The organism is Flavobacterium cauense R2A-7 (assembly GCF_000498475.1).
Lineage (GTDB): Bacteria > Bacteroidota > Bacteroidia > Flavobacteriales > Flavobacteriaceae > Flavobacterium > Flavobacterium cauense.
Window position 1 is genome coordinate 1 of the sequence record NZ_AVBI01000013.1, and the last position, 6,840, is coordinate 6,840.

The 6,840-nt window shown below is 39.8% G+C and carries 2 protein-coding genes; one reads left to right on the forward strand and one right to left on the reverse strand.

The features are described 5' to 3' along the window. On the reverse strand, nucleotides 1-1,926 hold a 1,926-nt coding region (locus FCR2A7T_RS06115; RefSeq protein WP_131494801.1), incomplete at its 3' end, for a SprB repeat-containing protein. Nucleotides 1,927-2,639: 713 nt separating this feature from the next. Between FCR2A7T_RS06115 and FCR2A7T_RS06120 the strand changes: the two genes are divergently transcribed. Beyond that, nucleotides 2,640-6,425 carry a reprolysin-like metallopeptidase gene (locus FCR2A7T_RS06120; RefSeq protein WP_023570412.1) on the forward strand — a complete coding sequence of 1,262 codons (3,786 nt, stop codon included), beginning with the start codon at nucleotides 2,640-2,642 and terminating at the stop codon, nucleotides 6,423-6,425. Nucleotides 6,426-6,840 lie beyond the last annotated feature (415 nt).

A 6,840-nucleotide genomic window follows, 5' to 3' on the forward strand; every position in this document is an offset into this window, starting at 1 on the left:
ATAGGTTACTTTAATAACATAAGTATTGGGTCCGTAACTACCTGCTTCTATAGCAGCTTCTGTTGTTGCCACAAATGCTCCGGCTCCCGTTTTAAGATAAAAACTTGGAGTACCCGTTCCACTGAAGCTATTGATGGTTAGTGTACCGTCACCTTGTCCGTTACAAGTCGCATCTGTATGAGATGCCACTAAAGTAACAGCGTCCGGTTGACCGATGATTTCTGTTTCAGTAGCTTCACAAACGCCACCACCCGAACCGGCAGGATACGTCACTTTAATCACATAGGTATTTGGTCCGTAACTGCCCGCTTCTATAGCCGCTTCTGTAGTTGCCACAAAGGCACCAGCTCCGGTTTTAAGATAAAAACTCGGAGTACCAGTTCCGCTGAAACTGTCTACATTTAACTTACCATCGGCTAAACCGTTACATGTTACATCCAAATGAGAAGCCACTAAAGTAACAGCATCAGGTTGGGTAACGGTAGCATCAGCACATACTGTTGGATCGTTTAAATCTTGAACTGAATCTGTGATAAGTACGGTATAAACACCCGCCGGCAAATTTGAGAAAGTTGCCAAGCCTGGATTTGTATTCACATTTAAGGAACTTGCCAATTGGGTATTTAAATCAGAAGAAAGGTACAAATAGAAATTATAAGGCGGGAATCCGGCAGAAGCACTCACTGCAATGGAACCTGTAGATAATCCGTTACAAGTTACTGCGGTTGGAGTGGTCTGACAAATGATTCTACAGTTGTTGGTTACCGTAAAGGTTGCGGTAACAGAATCCTGTTTACCACAATTATCGGTAATGGTCCAAGTCACTGACGTAGACCCTCCATTATACGAAGGTGCAGTTGGAGTAAGAGGGCTTCTCACTATGCTATGAGGCGATGCTCCTCCGTTTACAACTACAACACCATTTTCTTCTGTATCGTTCGGATCATTCGGTGTAGCGTTGGCCAACCAAGCAGCAAAGGCAGTATTTATTGCAGCTTGAGCAGTCGCCGGACTGACACCACATTGTGTAGAAGCACTACCCGGACCTTTAGTTATATCCGGAAATGTCTCAGCATTTTGACTTATTACAATACCTGATTTCGTTGCTTGACAGCCTTTCGAATCCGTAATAGTAACGCTATATGTCCCAGCCACTAATCCGGTAAGATCCTGATTTCCAGCTTGACCTGATGGAACAGCACCTCCATTGGTAGCAGACCACGCATAAGTAAATGGCGGAGCTCCACCAGTTACTGTCAGATCGATAGAACCCGTTGCGCTTCCATAACATCCTGCAGCCACATGGGTTTCGGTTGCTCTGATTGATGTAGGAATATTAACATCCGGATTATCCCAACAGTATTTACCATTAGGATTATTGGCCAACGTTACGGGACACTCCCCATTGGCAGCTGTCCAAACTAAAAGAATATCTGTTATTACAAGCGTACTCCCACAAGTAAAGGTAAAGTCGACGGGAGCTAAATCTTGTCCTCCTCCTGTTTGCTCTGAATTTTTTAGAAGTGGTCCAAAACACATTGAAAGATTATGATTTACAGTCCCACCGCCAGATAAGGTTTCTACTATAGTCCCGCAAATCGCCAAATGTCTACCACTACTCTCAGTGTTATGGTTAACTCGAATAGTAAGAGGAGCAGTTACCGGACCACTTTCACACGTGTTACATGGACTTCCGGTATCTATACTGGCAGATATTACTCGAATATCATTAGCGGGACACTGACCATCTGTATACGCACTTGTAAGCAAACGCAAATCTTGTTGCTCTTGAGCAAACATCGAATTAATGGATAACCCGGAAAGTAAAAAAAGTAAAACTATTGAAAGTAAGTGTTGAGAATAGGTTCTTGTTTTTGTACATTCATAAGGGTCATCATCTTTTAAAAAAGCTATTTTTCGTTTCATAATAATACGGTTTTAGAGCCATACTATTAGGAGGAAGATCTATGACAGAAGAGGGGATCTGAAAAATGCCCTTTCAATCAAAAATTGAAGTTTTAAATTACCTTAAAAAAAGAAAAAAGATAAATCGTTAATTGATTTCTGTGGAGGTATTATTGCATATCGCAATCACAATTAACCATAAAACCGTCTAATAACCTTATTAAAGTTTATTGACACAAATTTAACACTATTTTCAATAATTTCTTTAACAATTCGCTAACATTTGAATATCTTAACATTTTTAACAATACATTAGTTATCAAACACTTAACTGAAATTTAGTCGATGCATAAATTCAAAAAAACTACAATTTTTTATAAAAGAGCCCCGAAAAAACTTTTTTACTTCTCTATTTTTTTAGGCTTTAAAAAAAATTTTGACAGTATCCGAAAAAGGTAACACCTAAAGAAACAGCTGTTTTTTTCTTACTTAAAAATTGACTTCTTTTACAATTTTCACCTTTAATTATCAAAAACAGCAACTACATAAATTACTGAAAAACAAATTATTACAGAAATTATTCATCAATTATATCTAAAAAAAAAAATTGAAAGCTATAGCTTAAATCTTATAAATCGAAAAAAAACGTGCATTTCATCGATTTTTTCGTTAATTTCATCGATATTTCTTTTTAACCTATTAATTTTGAGGAAGTTAACAAAAAGAAGTGATTTATGAAAAAATTGATTTGTGCTGCCCTACTATTTATCGGAACCTACGGAATTGCCCAAGATGGAACTGCTTTATGGAAAAAGAATACTGCAAAAGAAACTTCCGGAAGAATTAGCAAATCTCATTTGCCTCAAAAAAATCTTTTCGATTTAAATGTACCTACACTAAAAAAATTGTTGGCCAAATCTCCCAAAAGAGATGCTTCCAACAATACTGCAAATACAATTATTACCTTACCGAATGGAGAAGGCAAACTTGAAAATTTCAAAGTTTACGAAAACTCAGTGATGGATCCCGCATTAGCAGCCAAATATCCGGAAATCAAATCCTATGTGGCTGTTGGTGTGGACAATCCTAACGCCCGTGCCTATTTTAGTAATTCGCCGTTAGGATTCAAATCCATGACCGTATATCCTAATCAGGAAGCTATTTTTATCGAACCGATTACTAATGATTTAAACACTTATACTGTTTATAAAAAATCCGACAATAAAAATAGTTCAGACAAATTTGAGTGTGGTGTTACTGATACAGCAATCGAATTGGTTAACCGTTCAACAACTGATGTTGCCCGAGGTGCTGACGATGCCAAGTTACGTACATTCAGATTGGCGTTGTCCTGTACTGGAGAATATGCGACCTATTTTGGCGGAACCAAAACTTTAGCCTTAGCCGGCATGAACAACACGTTAACGCGAGTAAATGCCATTTTCGAAAGGGATTTTGGATTAAGATTAGTTCTTATTGCCAACAATGATAACATTATTTATACTAATGCCGCTACTGATCCCTATGGTGATGATCCTGCTTACTGGGGATCTCAATTGCAATCTAATTTGACAACAATTATTGGAGAAGCCAATTATGATATAGGGCATTTGTTTGGAGGAACCACCGCTGGTGGAAATGCAAACTGTAATGGCTGTATTTGTGTAGGTGGTTCTAAAGGAAGTGCTTATACAGGTACAAGTACTCCTTCCGGTGATCGTTTTGATATCGATTATGTAGCGCACGAAATGGGCCATCAGTTGGGTGCCAACCACACGTTTACCTACAGAACAGAAAGTGGCAATCCGGCTCAGATGGAACCTGGTAGCGGCTCAACGATTATGAGTTATGCCGGAACAAGTCTTAAAGATATCCAGCAATATTCAAACGACTATTTTCACGCCATCAGCATTCAACAAGTTACCGACAATATCAAAACAAAAACTTGTGCCACAATTACTTTAACAGGTAATGCGGTACCAATTGTAAATGCCGGAATCGACTACACCATTCCTAAAGGAACCCCTTTTATGCTGACTGGTGTAGCAACCGATTCTAATACGAATGATACTCTTACCTATTCTTGGGAACAAATCGATTTAGGAGATGCTACTACAACGGTTCCAACGGCAACTGCAACTGCCGGACCGCTTTTCAGATCCAATCTTCCAACAACTTCTCCTAAAAGATACTTCCCTAACATGACTACAATTTTGGCAGGACTGTCTACAACGGCAGGGTCAAGAATCGCTTCAGAAACATTACCAGGTGTTGCCCGTACTTTAAACTTCCGTTTAACAGTAAGAGACAACAGAGTCGGAGGTGGTGCTAATAATACGGATGATATGGTAATCACTGTAAATGGCGTTGCCGGACCTTTTACCGTAGATTCGCAAAACACGGCGGTTTCGTATGCAGCGGGAACTTCACAAACCATTAACTGGACCGTTGCTGGAACCAATGCTAACGGAGTGAATGCTACCAATGTCGACATTTTATTATCCACCGATGGCGGACAAACGTTCCCAATCACTTTGGTTGCGGGAACTCCAAATGACGGTTCACAAAGCATCGTAATCCCAAACATGCCAGGAACCACGAATAGAATCATGGTAAAAGGGAGCAACCATATTTTCTTTGATGTGAACAACGCCAATTTTACCATAACTGGCTCTGGTTCGACAGACACTACAGCACCAACAGCTTCAACACTTTCTGCTTCAGGTACAACAACTTCAAGCACGAACTTGACATGGACTGCAGCGACAGATAATACAGGAGTAACCGGATACGATGTATACCAAAACGGAGTATTAAAAACAACCACAACCGCAACTTCATTGGCTGCAACAGGTTTGACAGCTTCAACAACTTACAGTTTTTACATAACTGCTAAGGATGCGGCCGGAAACACGTCTACATCAAGCAATGTTGCAAACGTAACGACTTTAGCTGCTGCTGACACTACTGCACCAAGCGCTTCAACGCTTTCGGCTTCAGGTACAACTACTGTTGCTACAAATCTGACTTGGACTGCAGCGACAGACAATACAGGAGTAACCGGATATAATGTATACCAAAACGGAGTGTTGAAAACAACCACTACCGCAACTTCATTGGCTGTAACAGGTTTAACCGCTTCAACTACTTACAGTTTCTATGTAACCGCTAAGGATGCGGCCGGAAACACCTCTACATCAAGCAATGTTGCAAACGTAACGACTTTAGCTGCCGCTGACACCACTGCTCCAAGCGCTTCAACGCTTTCGGCTTCTGGAACAACTACTGATGTAACAAATTTGACTTGGACTGCAGCGACAGATAACACCGGAGTAACCGGATACAATGTATACCAAAACGGAGTGTTGAAAACCACCACTACTGCTACTTCATTGACGGTTTCGGGCTTGACACCTTCAACGACTTACAATTTCTACGTAACTGCTAAAGATGCAGCCGGAAATACTTCCTCAGCAAGTAATACTGTAACCGTGACGACCCAAGCTCTTACGATAGCAGACACCACTGCTCCGACTAGTACAAAGCTTTTCTCTTCCGGAACTACCGTTTCAAGCACTACCCTAACATGGGCTGCTGCTACCGACAATGTAGGAATCACCGGTTATAACGTATATCAAAACGGAGTGTTGACAACAACCACTACAACTACCTCATTAGGAGTAACCGGCTTAGCTGCTGCAACAACATACAATTTTTATGTAACCGCTAAAGATGCAGCCGGAAACGTATCCTCTGCAAGTAACACCGTAACCGTAACTACTTTAAGTGCTGGTATTTCTTATTGCAACTCAGCAGGCAGCACAGCAAGAGAATTCATCAACCGTGTTCAATTAGGATCTATTAACAATCTTTCAGGAAATAACAACGGATATGGTAACTTTACATCCTTATCAACTAGTCTTTCAACTGGCTCTACCGCAACAATTACGATAACACCTGCTTGGAACGGAACGTCTGCCAACGAGGCCTACTCGGTTTGGATTGACTATAACCAGAATGGAAATTTCGATTCTAACGAACTTGTTTTCAGTAAATCAAAAAGCAAAGCTTCATCAGTAAGCGGAAGCTTCTTCATTCCTACAAATGCCGTTTCGGGAGCTACCCGAATGAGAGTATCCATGAAATACAATGCACTTCCAACCGCATGTGAGGTGTTTACTAACGGTGAGGTTGAAGATTACACCGTTACTATTGTAGGAACAACCGTTAAAATTGAACCTGTTGATAATGCAAGCATGGATGATTCCGAAAAAACGAAACAGGAAAACGGCAAACTAACGTTCAAATTGTATCCGAATCCCGTGAAAGGAGAAACTTTATATTTTACAGCTATCGAAAATACCGTTTCATACAGAATCATTAATTTAATGGGACAGCAAATAAAAAACGGCAACACCGATAACAATTCTGTAAACGTAAGCACACTAACTCCAGGAATCTACATAATAGAAGTTTCTGATGGTGCATCAGTCGGTAGCAACCGCTTCATCAAAGAATAAGTGAATCAAAATTAAATCTAAAAAACAATAAAGCTGTTCGTAATCGGACAGCTTTATTGTTTTTACACCCTCACTTAAACAAAATATAATCTGAGTAACTTATATATAATTTTACCCAGAAAAGAAAAATATAATGATTTCTTTCGCTTTCCTTTGCAGGTTTCAGACAAACAATAAAAATCAAACGGTTACTTTTTTTTTATTTTTTGGAGCGAAAGGCTTGGTTTTGATTGCTATACGCAGTTCCCGTGTTCTGTTCTACTTCGTGCCACTCCACCCGGGGCTAAAGGGTAATCCATATTCGTTTTGTAGTTTAGAAAACAGCTTGTCAATTACAAAACCCCACCGAAAAAATTTTATCACATGAAGAGTAAAATATCTTTACCTCACACCTTAAATTAAATCATTGATTTAC